Annotated in this window: 14 protein-coding genes; 7 read left to right on the top strand and 7 right to left on the bottom strand. The window is 64.6% G+C overall.

Annotation, left to right across the window (positions count from 1 at the left end):
- Positions 1 to 71 precede the first annotated feature (71 nt).
- The gene (locus KAZ48_05485; GenBank protein MBP7972230.1) at positions 72 to 272 is read left to right on the top strand and encodes a hypothetical protein; all 201 of its coding nucleotides are present in this window, start codon (positions 72 to 74) and stop codon (positions 270 to 272) included.
- Here KAZ48_05485 and crtI read toward each other — a convergent pair.
- Positions 266 to 1,777 carry a phytoene desaturase gene (gene crtI, locus KAZ48_05480; protein MBP7972229.1) on the bottom strand — a complete coding sequence of 504 codons (1,512 nt, stop codon included), beginning with the start codon at positions 1,775 to 1,777 and terminating at the stop codon, positions 266 to 268. The two genes, KAZ48_05485 and crtI, sit on opposite strands and share 7 nt — an antisense overlap.
- An 85-nt stretch (positions 1,778 to 1,862) precedes the next feature.
- On the opposite strand from crtI, the gene KAZ48_05475 reads away from it, so the two are divergent.
- The gene (locus KAZ48_05475) at positions 1,863 to 2,600 is read left to right on the top strand and encodes a hypothetical protein (protein ID MBP7972228.1); all 738 of its coding nucleotides are present in this window, start codon (positions 1,863 to 1,865) and stop codon (positions 2,598 to 2,600) included.
- Positions 2,601 to 2,627: 27 nt separating this feature from the next.
- Here the strand turns inward: KAZ48_05475 and KAZ48_05470 are convergent, their stop codons facing one another.
- The 3 genes from KAZ48_05470 to KAZ48_05460 form a co-directional block, all read right to left on the bottom strand.
- Positions 2,628 to 3,773, bottom strand: a complete 1,146-nt coding sequence (locus tag KAZ48_05470; protein ID MBP7972227.1) for a glycosyltransferase — start codon at positions 3,771 to 3,773, stop codon at positions 2,628 to 2,630.
- Complete coding sequence (locus tag KAZ48_05465; protein MBP7972226.1) at positions 3,770 to 4,531, bottom strand: carotenoid biosynthesis protein; 762 nt, start codon at positions 4,529 to 4,531, stop codon at positions 3,770 to 3,772. Before KAZ48_05465 ends, KAZ48_05470 begins: the two co-directional genes overlap by 4 nt.
- An 83-nt stretch (positions 4,532 to 4,614) precedes the next feature.
- A complete protein-coding gene (locus KAZ48_05460; protein ID MBP7972225.1) occupies positions 4,615 to 5,334 on the bottom strand; it encodes a hypothetical protein in 720 nt (239 codons plus the stop codon).
- A 106-nt stretch (positions 5,335 to 5,440) separates the two neighbouring features.
- On the opposite strand from KAZ48_05460, the gene KAZ48_05455 reads away from it, so the two are divergent.
- The 5 genes from KAZ48_05455 (at position 5,441) to msrB (ending at position 10,306) form a co-directional block, all read left to right on the top strand.
- Positions 5,441 to 6,730: a hypothetical protein gene (locus KAZ48_05455; GenBank protein ID MBP7972224.1), complete on the top strand. Its 1,290-nt coding sequence runs from the start codon at positions 5,441 to 5,443 to the stop codon at positions 6,728 to 6,730.
- A gap of 235 nt (positions 6,731 to 6,965) precedes the next feature.
- Positions 6,966 to 7,415 (top strand): hypothetical protein, encoded by a 450-nt coding sequence (locus KAZ48_05450; protein ID MBP7972223.1) that lies wholly within the window; start codon positions 6,966 to 6,968, stop codon positions 7,413 to 7,415.
- Positions 7,416 to 7,498: 83 nt separating this feature from the next.
- Positions 7,499 to 9,139, top strand: a complete 1,641-nt coding sequence (gene hemG / locus KAZ48_05445) for a protoporphyrinogen oxidase (GenBank protein ID MBP7972222.1) — start codon at positions 7,499 to 7,501, stop codon at positions 9,137 to 9,139.
- Positions 9,132 to 9,839 carry a chlorite dismutase family protein gene (locus tag KAZ48_05440; GenBank protein ID MBP7972221.1) on the top strand — a complete coding sequence of 236 codons (708 nt, stop codon included), beginning with the start codon at positions 9,132 to 9,134 and terminating at the stop codon, positions 9,837 to 9,839. The genes hemG and KAZ48_05440 overlap by 8 nt, the downstream gene beginning before the upstream one ends.
- Positions 9,836 to 10,306 carry a peptide-methionine (R)-S-oxide reductase MsrB gene (gene msrB / locus KAZ48_05435; GenBank protein MBP7972220.1) on the top strand — a complete coding sequence of 157 codons (471 nt, stop codon included), beginning with the start codon at positions 9,836 to 9,838 and terminating at the stop codon, positions 10,304 to 10,306. The genes KAZ48_05440 and msrB overlap by 4 nt, the downstream gene beginning before the upstream one ends.
- Here the strand turns inward: msrB and KAZ48_05430 are convergent.
- Genes KAZ48_05430 through KAZ48_05420 form a run of 3 tightly spaced genes read right to left on the bottom strand, consistent with a single transcriptional unit; the run spans position 10,253 to position 14,580 of the window.
- Entirely contained in the window at positions 10,253 to 12,442 is a 2,190-nt protein-coding gene (locus KAZ48_05430; protein MBP7972219.1) for a transglutaminase domain-containing protein, read from the bottom strand. The genes msrB and KAZ48_05430 overlap by 54 nt on opposite strands.
- On the bottom strand, positions 12,439 to 13,596 hold the full coding sequence (locus KAZ48_05425; GenBank protein MBP7972218.1) for a DUF58 domain-containing protein: 1,158 nt from the start codon (positions 13,594 to 13,596) through the stop codon (positions 12,439 to 12,441). The genes KAZ48_05430 and KAZ48_05425 overlap by 4 nt, the downstream gene beginning before the upstream one ends.
- A gap of 3 nt (positions 13,597 to 13,599) precedes the next feature.
- Positions 13,600 to 14,580, bottom strand: a complete 981-nt coding sequence (locus tag KAZ48_05420; protein ID MBP7972217.1) for a MoxR family ATPase — start codon at positions 14,578 to 14,580, stop codon at positions 13,600 to 13,602.
- Positions 14,581 to 14,668: the final 88 nt, after the last annotated feature.

Below are 14,668 nucleotides of genomic sequence, written 5' to 3'. Positions count from 1 at the left end.
CAGTCACGCGTTAGGGTCGGCAACGAACGAGCCGATCCGATGTTGGTACCGATGGGGAATGGAGCATCCGCATGGAGCAGCGAAGTGCAACGGTGAAGGTCGGTTTGATCATCGCGTTCGTCCTGTGGCTGATCATGTTCGGACTCGCCGAGGCCGGCCTGCTCGTGGACAAGACGTGGGCCTTCGCTTTCGGTCTCGTTATTGGACTCATCGCCATTCCGTATGGCATTTGGCTGGCGAAGAAGGACGCGGCAGACAGTAACGCTCACTGAGCCGACGCACGATCCGGGCGCACAGCCCGCCCCACCAGATTGGCAACGAGTTCGGCCGACATCCCAACCAACGGCAACCCGCCGCCCGGGTGTGATGAACCACCCACAAGGAAGAGCCCCGGGATGGGCGAACGATTCGCCGGGCGCAAGAACGCCGCCCGCACACCGTTGCTGGACGTCCCGTAGATCGCACCGCCAGGCGCGCGGCTCTCCGTTTCGAGGTCGGCAGGGGTTCGCACATGCGACCACAGCAGTCGATCTCGCAGGTCAACACCGCGCGTGGCCAGTTTGCTCAGGATGGCGGTCGCGTACTGCGTCGCCACGTCGGGTGCCCGCCAGTCGAACTCGTCGGGTTGCTGTCCATGGCGGGGAGCATTGACGAGGATGAACCACGACTCATGCTCGCCGTCGGGCTTCATGGCGGGGTCAGCCGGCACGCAGGCGTAGATGGTCGGATCGCTCGCTGGCCGACCCGCGAACACCGAGTTGAACTCGTCGTCGTAGTCGGTCGGAAACCACACATTGTGGTGGGCAATCCCGGGGGTGCGGCCCGTCACCGCAGCGAGAATGACGAATCCGGAGAAGGATGGAGTTGCGCGGTTGATCTGCTTCAATGGCTTGGCCGCGCTTGGATCAGTCAGCAGATCGGCGTACAGGTGGGTCGCGTCTGCGTCCGACACCACCACATCGGCGGGCAGGCGGCGCCCACTGGTCAGGAGTACGGCGGTGACTCGGCCAGCAGCAGTCTCGATGCGCTCGACGTCGGCATTGAACTCGACGGTGACGCCGCGTTCCAGGCAGCGCTCGAAGAGGGCGGTCACCAGCGAACCGATTCCGCCACCAACGTGCCAGCTGCCAAAGTTCTGCTCGACGTAAGGGATGGTCACTAGCGCCGCCGGGGCCTTTCGCGGGTCTGAACCTGAGTACGTCGCGTACCGATCCAGGAAGGTGACCAGACGTGGGTCGCGAAGGTTGCGATTGCCGATGCCGCGCAGGGTCTGCCACGGCGCCACCGTGCGAATGTCCGTCATTGACGAGGCGAGGCTGAACAGATCCTTTGGGCCGCTGAGTTCAGACTCGAGCACGGACTTTCGGGTCAACCGCCAGACGTGCGCAGCCCGGCGCATGAGGGTGCGCCAGTCGTCAGCGGCGGTACCACCGAGGGCATCACCGAGTGCCGCAGCAACTCCAGTGATTCCGACACCAGGAACAGTCGCGTGCGTCCCGTCGGCCCATCGGTAGGACGTGCCGGGTTCGACTGGCTGCAAATCGACAGTGTCCTCGAGCGCTTTGCCGGTCTTGAGAAAGAGATCCCGGTACACAGCTGGCAGCGTCAGCAAGCTCGGACCGGTGTCGAAAACGAAGCCGTCGCGCCGGTACTGCCGCGCCTTGCCGCCGTAGGTTTCGGCCTGTTCAAGAAGCATGACGTGGTGTCCGCGGACCCGTAGCCTGGCAGCGACCGCCATGCCTGCTACTCCGGCTCCGACGACCACCACTCGCGACACACCCACGACGATAGAGCCCGCAACCTCGGATACGGTTGCAACGGCCCGGGTGATTCACGCCAGACCTCAAGGCTCGGTGACATTCATGCGAAGTCTGCCCGACTATGACTGGTGCGCTGACGACCCCGAGCGCCTCGCAGTGCGTGCCCCATCCGGTCAGCCGGAGATTCCGGTCCTGATCGTCGAGACGGAAGACTGCCCCTTCCCGCAAGTGGGTACAGCGGCGGACGGCGCAAGCGAACCGCTGGTGCTCGTCGCAGATCCACAGGTCAGGACCGTCGGCGCGTATTGGCACACCGGCTGGCCGTTTTCGGTTCCCGGCACGTGGTTGCGCTCAGGGGCGGCAGACCGCGTCGTTCGGGCCGCCAATGCGCTGCCACCGGGCTTTGGGCTTGCCATCTGGGATGGGTGGCGGGATCCGGCGCTGCAGAGCGAGTTGCATGCCGTTGCCTATAGCGACCCGAACCTCGAGCCGGGGTTCGTCAATCCACCGTCGTCCAATCCGGCGACTCCGCCACCGCACGCGACCGGCGGGACTGTGGACCTGACCTTGACCTGGCATGGTCGGCCATTGGCGCTCGGTACCGGGTTTGACGATTTCGTCGCGACCGCCCACACCCGGTCGTTCGAGGATGCCGGTTCGTCAGTCAGCCGAGGGCGAATCCGGGACCTCCGACGTTTGCTCCGGACCGCGATGGTGGGTGTCGGTTTTGTGCAACTTGAGTGCGAGTGGTGGCACTTTGAATACGGCACGAGGCTTTGGGCAGCGGTGTGCCGGGAGCAGCCCCGCTACGCAGCGGCCGCCCGCCCGTCCCTCAGCTGACGGCCACCTGAGGGACACATTCCATCGCTAACCGATGGCCCGGCCCTTCCACTGCAATGTTCCGCGCTGCCGGCCGAGCAGCGACCAACCTGTCAGCGCGCACAGTGTCGCAATTGACGCCGGTTGGAATAGTACGTCGGGAAGCACCCGCTGTTGGGTGCGAACAGCAACGGCCGTGCGTCCGCAGATCCCTGCCGCGTAGCCCGTCCAACCCCAGTTGCGGGTGGTTCGATCGCGGCCGAGGACCACGGCGATCGGAGGCAATAGATAGACAAACGCCAGCAGTCCGGTCGCGGCCAGCGCTCCGGTGGGCGAGCCGAAAGCTGCCCACAGCGATTTGCGGTATCCCTCGACCAACTCTGCGCCGTCTTGATACATGCGGCAGGTGGCAAGGTCCGATCCGTCTGTTACCGCCGTGCGAGCGCCGTGGGCACGCAGGTTTCGGGCGATGGCGACGTCCTCGATGACCTCAGTTCGCACGGCTGCATGGCCACCAGCGCGACGGTACTCGTCGGCGTCGACAACGAGGAACTGCCCGTTCGCCACCGCCAGCGATTGACGTAGTGAAGCTTCCGAAAGCCGAAGCGGCACGAACGTCAACCACGACCACTGCAACAGCGGCTGGACCAGGCGGGGCAGTACCCCGTCAGCGGCCTGCCGTGGATAGGGACTAATCAGGCCAAGGCCTCGATCGCGCAGCAGCGCCACAGCGGAGGCAACTGCGTCGGGTTTGAGTCGAACGTCGGCATCAACGAAGACCAAGACCGTGCCTGCCGCAGCGTCGGCAAGGCGCTGACATGCCCAGGGCTTGCCCAACCAACCGGCCGGGGGAGCGTCGTCGTGGCCACTCATCATGAGCCGCGCTCGCGAATTGCCGACTATCTGATCGGCTGCCAACTGCGCAGTTCCATCGGTGGAGCCGTCATCGAGAACCAGGATCTCTTCGACTCCTTCCACTCGAAGCAGGCTCGCCACGCACTCACCAACGTGGCGTCGCTCGTCGCGAACGGGCAGCAGCAAACTGACCCGCTCGGGCATCGTTCGCCGAGCTAGCGGACGACGCGCAGCAGTACTCGTGCGCCGGAGTAGGAACGCATTGACCAAGCTGTGCGCACTCAGTGCCGCGCTGGCGACAGTCGCGAGGATGACGGTTGAACGAAACGATGGCCTCATGTCACCACCGGGTTGTTGCCGCGGCCATGGGCGCGCCACAACGTCAGGAAGTACGGCACGGAGACGGTCGCCATCGCCAGGCCCCCGACCAGTGCGACCGAGGGTCGGCCCAAGAAGAACGCATTGGCGACGACGCCGCCGATCCACATCCAGGCCCAAAGCGCGGCCGGGACTCCCTGTGCTTTCGGCAGTCCACCGGCGGCACCATCGTCACGCAAAGGGCTGAGCACCAGCATCAACACGAAGCTGCCGAGCAACCATCCGGCGAAGTTGATCGCGGGGATGCCGGGTACTCCCGGCAGGGACCAGAACGGTCGCACCCAGGTCCAGTACCCGGCTGCGACCATCTGTGGATCCAAGAAGATGTCCCAAGCCGTCATCGCCACTGCCCCTATTGCGCTGGCGGTCAGTGGATTCCATCGAGCCCGGGTGGCGATGGTGCGAGCCAGTAGCAGCGCCGGATAGGCGGCCATCGTCCACGCGATCGGGATGATCAGCGGAACATCTAGGACGCGCAGACCCAACTCGTCGTTGTACGAGTACGAGGTAAATGGGAACCCCGTTGAGACACCGAGCCACTCCAGCAGGAACGCAAAGACGGTGGTGGTGACGGCGTATTGCAGCGCCCAGCGACCGCCGCGATGGATCCAGGCGTGGCCGACACTGGTCGCCGCGAACACCAACACCGTCAGCACAGTGAGGTGCGCGAGGGCCTGCCCGGACGTCAGTGGCCAGCAGATCTGCAAACCAATTGTCACCACTACTCCGATTTGGGGTAGCAAGGCAACAGTTGCTCGTTTGGGCGGTCGAGTGGACCGATCGGCAGTAACGTCGATTCGACTCATTCGGTTGGACCGATCTCAACTGGACTGCCGCAGAAAGTCCCCTGCGCGCTGAGGACGGCGAACCGAGCGAAGAGTTCCTCCGAGTACCACTTGACTTTCGCGGTTTGATCAATTGCTGCTTGGTGCACTCGCCCGTAGGCGAAATCGCGTAGACGGGAGTTGCTGTCCCAGACAGTGAACGTTCCCTGGAGTCCTACTGGGGCCTCGCCGATTCCGGTACTCAAACGCAGTCCCGGGCTCGCGCCAGCTTGAGCGGCGACGGGAGGAATAGCGCGAGCGAAAGTGCGCCACAGGGACGGCTTCACGCGGGCACGGGTGATCGCCGCGACGGCCCCGGTGGGTCGTGTGCCGTTCACCGGTTCGAACGGGTGACTGCCAGACCAGCTGCCGTGACTGCTGATGGGCTCCAGCACGAACCGGCATCTCTCGTCCGCAGCGTGATCCCAGGCACTTACCACCGACCCAACCTCGAAGACTCGCGCATCCGCCTCGCTGTCCCAGACAGCCAGCACACCCCAATGGTGAAGGTCGGCATCCCGAAGTCGGAACGTCTCGCCGGAGCCGGTGCCGAGGAGCTTGCTGAAACGCAGTCCATGAGTTCGACGTAGCGGTCTGCGGTTGGTTGCCATGCGCCCTACGGCACCGGGGATCCGCCGCGTAGGCACTCTCCACAGATGGACGGTGACCACCGGAACGGCGGCCTTCGACGGACTCATACGCACACCGTATGCGTGGTCGGCCCGCCGCAAGCATTCTGGATGCCCGCCCACCGCTGTCGCCGTGCGGATGCGATTCGTCGGGGAAAGGGCAAGGATGAACCGCGTGAACAACGACGCCGAGCCGCAACCGTCCACCGCCATGACGGATTCACCGTTCTTGGCTGATCGGCAACTGCTGGCCCGAGCGGTGGATCAGGTCACCGCTCCTGCGGGGACTCTGACGGTGGCCGACCTCCCACAGCAGATTCCCGCGGCCGGGCTAGGCCCGCAGGCAGCGCTTGATCTCATTGCCCAGGTTTGCCTGCCGGTGCAGGGGGCGCTGAATGACCCACTTGCGGCAGGCCGGATGGCATCGCCAACGCCGTGGGTCACGTGGGCCGCTGGAGCCTGGGCGGCCGCCCGCAGCGAGAACCTGCTCCACCAAGGAGTTACACCGCAGGCGGCCGACCTGCAGCAATTGGTGATGCGTTGGTTGTTGCCGCTGTGGGGCATGTCGACGGGTCACATGGTCCCCGGCGCGACGCTGGCCAACTTGACCGCAGTTTGGGCAGCTCGCGATAGTGCGGGCGCCGCGAGAATCGTGGCATCGGAGGCGGCAAACGACTCAGTGGCCAAAGTCGCCCGCGTGCTGGCCATGCCGTTGACCATGCTGCCCGTCGATTCCAACGAAGGCCTCAACGTTGAGGCCTTCGTTGACTTCTGTCGGCGCGAGCCAGACTCCATGAGCCGCAGCGTGGTGGTGCTGACAGCGGGCACACATAATTGTGGTGCGGTCGACCCGATCAGAGACTGTCGCCGAGCGCTGGCGTCGTTGGGGATCACCCCCGCTTGGTGGCACGTCGATGCAGCGTGGGCGGGTCCATTGGCCCTTTCCGAGCGGCACAGTTCAGTGCTCAAGGGCATCGAATCGGCCGACTCCGTATCCGTGGCTCCTTACAAGTTCATGTTTCAACCCACGGATGCCGCCATCGTGTCGTTCAGGGATCGCGAGCGGGTCGAAGAGGTACTGGAATTCGGGGGCCCGGACGGCACGAGTCAGATCGGGCTACTTGGCTCGCGGGCTGACAGGGCACTCTCGCTGGCAGTCACATTCCTGGCGTACGGCACCGAGGGTGTGGGGGCCTGGATCGATCAGGGCATCGCCTCGATGATGAGCGCTGCCGAGGCGCTGCGTGCTCGCCCGGATGTCGAGGTCTTCGGTCCGCCTCGAACAGGCATTCTGTTGTGGCGACCGCTAAATCGCAATGTGAATGACGTATTGGCAGAGCTCGGACCCATGACGGCTTCACTCGGTCTGGTTGACGGTAGGCGTTGGGTACGTCACCTCGGAACCAATCCAGCGCTGGATTGGCACGCACTCGTCGCACAGATCGATACCGTGCTCGCGCACTAGTGCAAGTTTGCGCTCCAACTTCGCGGAACATCCCTGAAATGGGGTTGACCGTCGCTGATCAGCAGCCCTATATTCGAACACACGTTCGAATAGACGTGGTGGGCGATCGAGAGGCGGGGAAATGGCAGTTGCGACGGTTGTGGCGGGGGCATTGGCGGTTGAGTCAGTTGGGAGCGAATCAGTCGGGACCGGGGTATTGGGTACCGAATCAGCGGGGACCGGAGGAGTGGGAACGGTGCCGGCTGAGCAGTTTGCCACCGAAGCGCGCAGTGCTGAGCCGCCTGAGGCGGCAGCAATCGAACTCCTGGCTCTTGCGACGCGTGGGCTTGCGGCCGCAGCAGCCACTCCGCACCCATATGACCGGTACACCGCCGCGCAACTTGCGGCCTTGAGGGCTGCCGCGGGCCTGGTCGCTCAGCGGGCTCCGGCGACGGGCCGACGCCGAGTGACGAGTGTGTGGAAGCTGCTTGCCCGCACGGTGCCTGAGCTGGGTGAGTGGGCGGTCTTCTTCCAGAGCAGGTCGCACAATCGCGTCGTCACGCCTGGAGCCACCGGATGGGTCACCTCCCGTGATGCCGACGACATGCTCAGAGAGGCAGCGACCTTCGTGGAGTTGGTGGCTCACTGCCTGGGCCGCCACGAAGACGGTATTCGCGCCCTCGGAGATCGGCTCGTCTGCACCTAGCGGCTGGTGGCGATGGTGCGCGACTGTCGCGACGCGGTGAGGTGGAAGCTGCGTGGAGGGGGCATTGGTGAGAAGGTTGACCCATGTCCGATACGTCGGGTTCGCGCCCAAGTCTGCGCCTCATTGCCGGGGAGCTTCTATCGACGATCGCGCAAGACGTCGACGACGTCGCCGAGATCGCGCTCGGCGGGCGGCCAATGGGAACTGATCCCGGTGCCGAGATAGCGGAGCCCCCCGAATCCATCGCGCGCAAGCCTCGGATCGCGGTTGTGGGTGGTGGGATTGCTGGCCTGTCCGCGGCATGGTCGTTGATCAACGATCGCGGAGTTGACGCAGAGATCATTGTCTTCGAGTCGGAGAATGACGTGGGCGGGAAACTCAAGCTCGGCCAGGTCGATGGCATCACGGTCGACGCTGGTGCCGAGTCGCTACTGGCCATCAGACCGGAGGCGGTGGCGCTGGCCAAAGCAGTCGGCCTCGCCGCCTCGATCACGCACCCGGCAACCACCCAGGCATCGTTGTTGTCCGGCGGCTCGCTCCACCCGCTGCCGACCGGCTTGATCAGTGGTGTGCCGACCGACCTGCGGGCCCTGGCCGCAAGCGACATTCTGTCGACGCCGGGGCTGCTGCGCATTCCACTGGACCACCTACTTCCCAAGACGGGCATCGATGTGGACGTGTCCATCGGGGACTACGTCGCCGCGCGGCTCGGTCGCGAGGTGGTGGATCGGTTGGTGGAGCCGATGGTTGGTGGTGTCTATGCCGGTCGCGCCGAGGACCTGAGTCTGGAAATGACGATGCCCGCGCTCTTCCGGCTTGCTCGTCGTGAGCGGTCCCTGCTGACGGCGGCCAGGGAAGCGCGGGCGACGGGGGCGGCTCCGAGTGGTTCCCGACGAGGACCGATCTTCGCAGGAATCACCGGTGGAGTTGGCCGATTGGGACCGGCCGTAGCCGATCGCCTGCGCCGCCGCGGAGTCAGGATTGAACGGGATTCGACGGTCACTGGCGTACGCAGGGTCGGCAAGGGTTGGCGACTGATCGTCAATCAGGCAGGCGAGGCGCGACGTGAGAACGTCGACGCAGTAGTGCTGGCGGTGCCAGCCATGGCCGCCGCAAAGGTGCTGAGGCAGGCGAATCCGCTCGTCGCGTCCACGCTGGACACCATCGACTACGCCAGCGTGGCGCTGGTGACATACGTCTTCAACACCGCCGAGGTTCCGCCCAACGTGCAGGGCAGCGGATTCCTCGTCCCACCCGTCGAAGGCCACGCCATCAAGGCGGCGACCTACTCGTCGCGCAAGTGGACGTGGGTTGCCAAAGCCGGTGCCGGGGCGAAGGGGTCCAAGCGCGGCCGGGGCAAGCGACCAAGCCGAACCGTTGTGCGGGTCTCCCTCGGTCGCTACGGAGAGGCCGAGGTTCTGCAACGCGACAATGCCGAGCTAGCAGCGCTCGGGGCCAGGGACCTGCACGCGATTACGGGCTTGCCATCAACGCCAGTCGCCTCCCTGGTGACGCGGTGGGGCGGGGCACTGCCGCAGTACACCGTCGGCCATCGGTCAAGGGTGGCGGCGATCCGAGAAGGATTGATCGACACGCCCGGAATCGCAGTCTGCGGGGCGGCCTACGACGGCGTCGGAATCGCTGCCTGTATCGGCTCAGCTCAGTTTGCTGCGGGGCAGGTGGCCGGGTACTTGCTTGAGCGGGGACAATGGGCGCATGGCTGAAGCACCCAAGGCGCGCGACATCAATGCCCAGATTCGGTACACGATGTGGTCGGTTTTCCGCGTCGACCGCACTCAGGTAGCCACCAATCTCACAGCCGCCACGAGCGAGCTCGTCGAGCAGGCAGCAGCCGCGCTCGATCGTGGTGCTGAGGACGACGTTGTTGTGCGCGGTTGGTACGACGTCGCAGGCCTTCGCGGCGACGCCGACGTGATGCTGTGGCTGCACGCCCCAACCAGTGACGCACTCCAGGATGCCTACCACGCGATTCTCAAGACGGACTTTGGGTCAGTGCTGGAACCGGTCTGGTCGCAGATGGCATTGCACCGCCCGGCCGAGTTCAACAAGTCCCATGTGCCAGCGTTCATGGCCGACGAGCGCGCCCACAGCTACGTTTGCGTCTACCCATTCGTTCGTTCGTATGAGTGGTATCTGCTGCCCGACGAGGAACGTCGTGAGTTGTTGGTCGAGCACGGAATGATGGGTCGTGAATACCCCGACGTTCGAGCGAACACCGTCGCCTCGTTCGCCCTCGGCGACTACGAGTGGATACTGGCCTTTGAGGCCGACGACCTCGACCGCATCGTTGACTTGATGAGGCATTTGCGCGCATCGCGCGCCCGGATGCATGTGCGGGAAGAGATTCCGTTCTACACCGGGCGTCGTCGAGAGCTCGGCGATTTCATAGGAGATCTGCGATGACAGGTACGCCAGCAAGGGACGGTGCCGATCGTCCCGACGGCTCAGTGTTCCCAGTACTGAAGTCCGAGGACGAGTGGCGGCACAACCTCACCGACGAGGAGTACCACGTGCTGCGCAAGGCTGGCACTGAGCCCGCCTTCAGCGGCGAGTACGTCGACACCAAGACGCGAGGAACCTACCTTTGCCGAGCCTGCCAGGCTCCGTTGTTCTCGTCGGACACCAAGTTCGATTCGCACTGCGGTTGGCCGTCGTTTTTCACGCCGTTAGCTGGCGAATCAGTGGTTCTCATCGAGGATCGTTCGCTCGGCATGAGCCGGGTCGAGGCCAGGTGCGCCAATTGCGGCTCGCACCTCGGGCATGTCTTCAGCGGTGAGGGTTACGACACGCCCACCGACCAACGCTGGTGCATCAACTCAATCAGCGTTCGTCTTGATCCGGTCGCGGACTCGCCTGATGGGAACCAGTAGCCACCGAAGCCGCCCTCGCAGGCCCGCCGTTCCTCGGTCCTGAGCGACCACTAGGTCTGCGTTGGCCCAGACTTGGTCAGACCCAGCTGGGTCGTCCACGGTTGGGCCGTAGAGCGCCTCGTCTGCGACTTGGGCGACAGCGCGCAGTTGCGCGCTTGCGGTGGTGTCCTGGGCAGTACTGCGGGGTGACTGTGGCAACTCAACCCGCAGGTGTCGCCGGACGGATCGGATCCAAATCCACGCGCCCGCGGCCGGACCATCGGCCGCGCCAGTGCGCAACTTCTTGATCAATCGCCGTCGCCACAGGACGATGGCACCGAGCCAGGCGGCGATTGCCAGCATGATGCCCAACAGCCAGAAGGCCCACGTGGGGATTGTCTGATCGGCGGGTTTGGGCTCGGGTGGCTTCGTAGGTTCGGGCTTGGGCTTGACCGTTGGCTTGGGCTTGGGCTTGGGCGCTGGTGGCGGCTTCGGCGGTGCCTTGTATCTGGAGGGCACGGGCACCCCGCGGGCCAGATCCTGCGGTCCTGGTGCGAACGGAACCCATCCAACGTTGGTGAAGTTGACCTCCGGCCAAACGATGGCACTGCGGGTGGTGACCTTTCCGCCAGCCGCGCTAGGCATCGCGTAGCCAGCGACCAGTCGGCTGGAGAAGCCCTGAGTTCGCGCCATCACCGCGAAGGCGGTGGCAAACTGGGCTTCCGAGCCGCTCTTGCTGGTGGTGAACATGTTGTCGAGTGCCCGGTAGCTAAACACGTCGGCGCCGGCGGTCGAACTCTCGCGAAACTCCGGCCCAGCCGTTGCGTCCGCCAGCCTGGTCAAGCGCTGGTACGCCGAGCCGCCGCCGGCCATGGCGTTGTCGGCAAAGTCGATGAGGCTTAGCGGGACGCCGGTAGGAAGTTCGGTGGCTCGGCCAGCCGAATCCCGATCCGTACCGGACGCACTCTGCAACGGTCGGAGGTTCTTCAGCGCAAGCACGTTTGCGGTGACCGCGTAGTCGGTGGATTTGGCTTTGTCCGATCGTGAGATCACCACGGCGTCGCCATCCGATCGGATCGGAACGCCGGTGACCGCGGTCGGGCGGTAGGGCGCGGGTAACCACGGGCCTGGCAGATCCTCGGTCGTTGTGACGCTCGCTTGCACTGGTCGGGTCCAACGCAGCCGCGGGGGCGGGACGTAGGGGATGGTCGGTTCCACATCGGAGAAGGTCTTGATCGTCTGCCAAGACGCTCCGTTGTAGAACTCGGCGGTTGCCCAAACGAAAGCCTTGGGCAGGGCTGCACCACTGACGGTCATCAACGGGAACTTGGAACGGCGTTCGATGGTCTGCCACTGGTTGACTTGGTTGACTGGGTTGACCTTGGTCTCGGGGCGGTAGTTGTCAGTTTGGTGTGGATCGTACGGCTTGTCCTTACTGCCCAACCCGGTCAACTGCGCAAGGACGACGGCAGTGCCAGTGATGAGCACGCACAGAGACAGCACGAAGACCCCGTGAACGATCCGCCCACTACCCGGGGCGCGCTGTGGTTCGGCGAATTCAGCACCGTCGGAGATGCTGCCGCCGGTATCTCCGCTTGGCACCAGTGCCATGGCGCCGGTACAGGCCAACAGAAATACGATCCCGCTGCTGGTGGGTGATTCAATTGATCCCTCACTCAACGCGGTCGCCCCGACGAACAGCATCATGCTCGGGATCAACGCCAGCGCAGGTCGCTTGGTGCACATCAGCAGTGCACTCATCATCGTGGCGTAGCCGGTAAAGATGATGGCGGCGGTGACGGTCTCGGAGTTCAGCGGCGCTGGGACGGGTGAGCGCAACAGAATCCCCAGACCCTGCAGGGTGCCGCTGACGATTGCACCCGGAGACACCGAGCCGGTGCTGTCCTCCAACGTGATCGCGCCGAGGATGAATCCCGCGGCGAACGTGCCTGCAAGTCCCATGAGGGCCCCGGTTCCGCGGGCGACCCGTCGGCCCCCAGCCGTACCCGCAGCAAAGGCGATCGCAACGATCAAGACGGCCGGGATGATCCTGAACAATGTCGCGCCGGGGCCGAGCAGTCGCCACCATGCTGAAGCCGCCGCAGCACAGATCAGCGCGGCCGCGATACTGCGATGAATGACATCCCGACGGCTCATGAACCCGGCTTTCGGGTCCGCTTCACCGGCACGGGCTGCAGGTGCGAGACATCCTCGGCGACCGCGGCGTCGACAAGTACCAAGCCGCGACGTCGAGTAACGGCTGGCGGCCCGGGCGATCCAAGGCGGTAGAGAGCGGCCTCGCCGATGATGCTGCGAACGCCAGTTAGTGCACTGAGGAATCCAGTTCCGGGACCTGTGACAGCGACTATGGCCGTGGCCCGGGTGTTGATCACGCGACCACGTAGCTTCGCCGAGGACATCGGCTGCGACTCGCCGTCGACAATCGCCAGTGTCTCAAGCAACTTGGCTAGATCGTCCGGTCTGGTGACCTCCACTTCGGCATGGTTCTGGCCCGCGACGACGGTCATCGGAACCCCGGTGCCCGCGATCGCATTCGCCAGTGACGCCGTGGTGTCAACCGCCTGCTCAAAGGAATCCTCAGTCGGATAAACGCCCCTCTCACAATCCAGAAACAACAGCAGCCGTGGTCGTGGGCTGTCGACCATCTGCTTGACGACCAACACGCCGGTGCGAGCACTCGACGGCCAGTGGATCTTGCGCAGCTCGTCACCAACCACGTATTCACGCAGTGTGTGGAAGCGATCCGAGCCCGCCGCGACATCTGCCGCGCCGGCATCGCGACCCAAGCGGGCCAGGATGTCCGGTGGTCCCATCGGCAACACTCGCGGATAGACCAGCAACTCCCCGGCCTCACCCACTTGGCGAGATCGCTGGAACAGCCCCCAGGGGTCGCGACGGGTGAGTACGGCGGGTCCGATCGTCAGGTGCCCACGCTTGGTGGTGACGAATCGGTAGCTTGCCTCGCTGCGAGTGGCCGGTGCCGCCAGGGGAATGGTGACGTGAACGTCCAGGTGTCCGATTCGATCCGTCGCCTCCAGCGGGGCGGCCGGGACTGGACTGCGATTGCGACGGCCGAGTCGAACGGTCGCCGACTCCCCACGAGTGACGTGGGCGGGATCGACGGATCGGTCAAGGTTAGACGTTGGTGGTTTGGCAACGAGTAGGGCAGCCACGGCAATGAGTACGACTATTCCGAAAGCGGCATAACCCACCCCGGGGTAGCCGAGTAGAAATGCGAGGAGCGACACCACAGGAATTGCGATGAAGGCCCCGATCGCGCGACCTGTCACGATTCAGCCTTGGGGGATCGGGACCGTCGAGGTGGCTTGCCCCAGCAGTTCGAACGCTGAGAGCCCCTCCGCAAGGGCTTCCGGGGCCAGTACCAGTCGGTGGGTCAGGACCGCGGGGACCAATTGGATGACGTCGTCGGGTACGACGTAGTGGCGACCCTGGGAGGCAGCCCACACTCGGGCGGCCGCCATCAGCCCGAGGCCGCCTCGGGGGCTCGCACCGAGTCGGAAGCCGGGATGCACTCGGGTCGATTCGGTCAGGGCGACGATGTATTCGATGACCTTGTCGGCAACGTGAACTTTGGCGGCCGCTCGGATCATCGACATGACCTCAGACGGTGTTGCCACCGGCGTGAGGTCGTTGAGGAGCCGACCCTCATGAGCATTGCGCAGGATCGCCTGTTCGGATATGCGGTCAGGGTAGCCAACGCTGATCCGCATCAGGAATCGGTCGAGTTGAGCTTCCGGCAGCGGAAACGTGCCGTCCATATCGATGGGGTTCTGGGTCGCGAGGACCAGGAACGGCCGCTGGACCGGGCGACTGACACCATCGACGGTCACTGTGCGCTCGGCCATCACCTCAAGCAACGCTGATTGCGTCTTAGGGGAAGCGCGGTTGATCTCGTCAGCGAGGACCACGTTCGCGAAGATTGGACCTGGGTGGAACTCGAATTCGCCGCGGGTCTGGTGGAAGACCGTCACACCCGTGACATCGCTGGGCAGCAGGTCAGGGGTGAACTGGATGCGTGAGCCAGACAGTCCCAGCGACGATGCGAGCGCTCGGGCCAGCGAGGTCTTTCCCAAACCCGGTACATCCTCAAGCAGGAGATGACCCTCGGCCATGAGCGAGGTCAAGGCGAGTCTGACCACGGCATCCTTGCCCTGGATGAATTTCTCGACATTGGCGATGATGCTGTCGAACCGTTGGGCAAAGGCGACGGCTCCGTCGGCGGTCAATGGGGATCGAGCTGGATCCTCGGTCATGACTACCTCTCTGTGGAATGGGCATAGGGGTTGTCGGCGATCGTATCTGTCGAGGCGCGCGCTGCGTCGGTTTACTCAGTACCGTCTA

It is taken from the genome of Candidatus Nanopelagicales bacterium, from assembly GCA_018003655.1.
Taxonomy (GTDB): Bacteria; Actinomycetota; Actinomycetes; order S36-B12; family UBA10799; genus JAGNDY01.
The sequence above is the reverse complement of the archived record's forward strand: the minus strand, read 5'-3'. Positions and strand labels throughout refer to the sequence as shown.

What these genes read in the sequence shown, in the direction of transcription:
- KAZ48_05485 (MBP7972230.1), top strand. Translation starts at nt 72, where the DNA reads ATGGAGCAGCGAAGTGCAACGGTGAAGGTCGGTTTGATCATCGCGTTC.
- KAZ48_05475 (MBP7972228.1), top strand. Translation starts at nt 1,863, where the DNA reads ATGCGAAGTCTGCCCGACTATGACTGGTGCGCTGACGACCCCGAGCGC.
- KAZ48_05470 (MBP7972227.1), bottom strand. Translation starts at nt 3,773, where the DNA reads ATGAGGCCATCGTTTCGTTCAACCGTCATCCTCGCGACTGTCGCCAGC.
- KAZ48_05460 (MBP7972225.1), bottom strand. Translation starts at nt 5,334, where the DNA reads ATGAGTCCGTCGAAGGCCGCCGTTCCGGTGGTCACCGTCCATCTGTGG.
- hemG (MBP7972222.1), top strand. Translation starts at nt 7,499, where the DNA reads ATGTCCGATACGTCGGGTTCGCGCCCAAGTCTGCGCCTCATTGCCGGG.
- KAZ48_05440 (MBP7972221.1), top strand. Translation starts at nt 9,132, where the DNA reads ATGGCTGAAGCACCCAAGGCGCGCGACATCAATGCCCAGATTCGGTAC.
- msrB (MBP7972220.1), top strand. Translation starts at nt 9,836, where the DNA reads ATGACAGGTACGCCAGCAAGGGACGGTGCCGATCGTCCCGACGGCTCA.
- KAZ48_05430 (MBP7972219.1), bottom strand. Translation starts at nt 12,442, where the DNA reads ATGAGCCGTCGGGATGTCATTCATCGCAGTATCGCGGCCGCGCTGATC.
- KAZ48_05420 (MBP7972217.1), bottom strand. Translation starts at nt 14,580, where the DNA reads ATGACCGAGGATCCAGCTCGATCCCCATTGACCGCCGACGGAGCCGTC.